Source organism: Pseudomonas sp. SDO55104_S430 (assembly GCF_054070595.1).
On sequence record NZ_JBSVXG010000483.1, the window covers coordinates 1 to 1,100 of the forward strand.

Annotated in this window: 1 protein-coding gene; it reads right to left on the reverse strand. The window is 62.3% G+C overall.

Features of this window, described 5'->3' with window-relative positions; translation table 11 throughout:
• Positions 1 to 122 precede the first annotated feature (122 nt).
• Positions 123 to 1,100, reverse strand: a 978-nt coding sequence (locus ACW9JE_RS30820) for a ShlB/FhaC/HecB family hemolysin secretion/activation protein (protein WP_457434921.1), incomplete at its 5' end; no start/stop codon positions are given.

Here is a 1,100-nt window from a genome sequence, read left to right on the forward strand (position 1 = left end):
AACGCCAACCCGCGCTTGGGCATGCCCCAGAAATGCTCGCGGTTTTTCACCACGGCTGAAGGCTGACGGGCGAGAAAGGCGTAGTGACGGGCGTCCATGTCATTGATCTCGGGTAGCGGCGTTTAGAGGAAAAAGTCCACGCGGAAATAGATCGGAGCTTCACGTTCGGGCAGTGCATCGGGGCGTTCCAGCGAGTGCGCGAACATCACGCTGGCGGCCATGTGCTGACCACGGGCAAACAGTTCCAGCGAATTGCTCGACATGCGTCCGTGCTGATCGCCGTTGTAGCGGTCATCACGGATCACGCCCTGGTCGTAACCCAGGCCGGTGCCGTATTCGGCGAACAGCGGACGCAGCCATGACAGCGTCACCGGGCGCGTCCAGCGCAGGTCGTTGCGCCAGTAGCCGCCGCTGTCGCCCGACAGGGACTGGTCCTTGTAACCGCGAATCGATGACTGCCCGCCGAGGCTGGTGCGTTGCGGGCTGAACAGTACGTCTTCGCTGCGCTGGCCGGTCATCAGGCTGGTGAAGCTGAAGGACTCGCCCCACAGCTTGAACGGCTGCAGGTAACTCGCCGTGGCGGTGTATTTGCGATAGCGCGCATTCGGCTCGCCCGGCCCCGGGTGGCCATTGCCTTGCGCGTCGAACGCGCCGATGCCCTGCTGCATGCCCAGGTCGAGGTTGATGAACGCGCTGCCCACTCGCCGACCGTGGTTGATGCCGTATTGCATTTCGCTGATGCGGTTGCTGCTCAGCTTGAGCTTGCTGTCTTCGATGAAGTTGTTGGTGCGCAGGTAGGAAAGACCGGCGTTGAGCGAGGTCTTGCTGACGGCATCCCGATGGATGACTCGCTCGGCGCGCAGTTGATGGTTCTGGCTGTCGCCGGTCTGCTTGAAGTTGTAGCCGTTGGCGGCGATCTGCGAGCGGTACTCGCTCTGGTTGTAGGTGTAACTGAAGTTCCACCAGCCCCACGGCAGGTTGTAGTTGAGCAGCGCGTTGTTGGAAGTGTGCTGGTGATCGGTCATCGCATCGTGACCGCCGCGCAGGTTCAACTGGTCGGCCAGGCCCAACGGGCTGTCCCAGTCAAAGGTCGTGCCCCA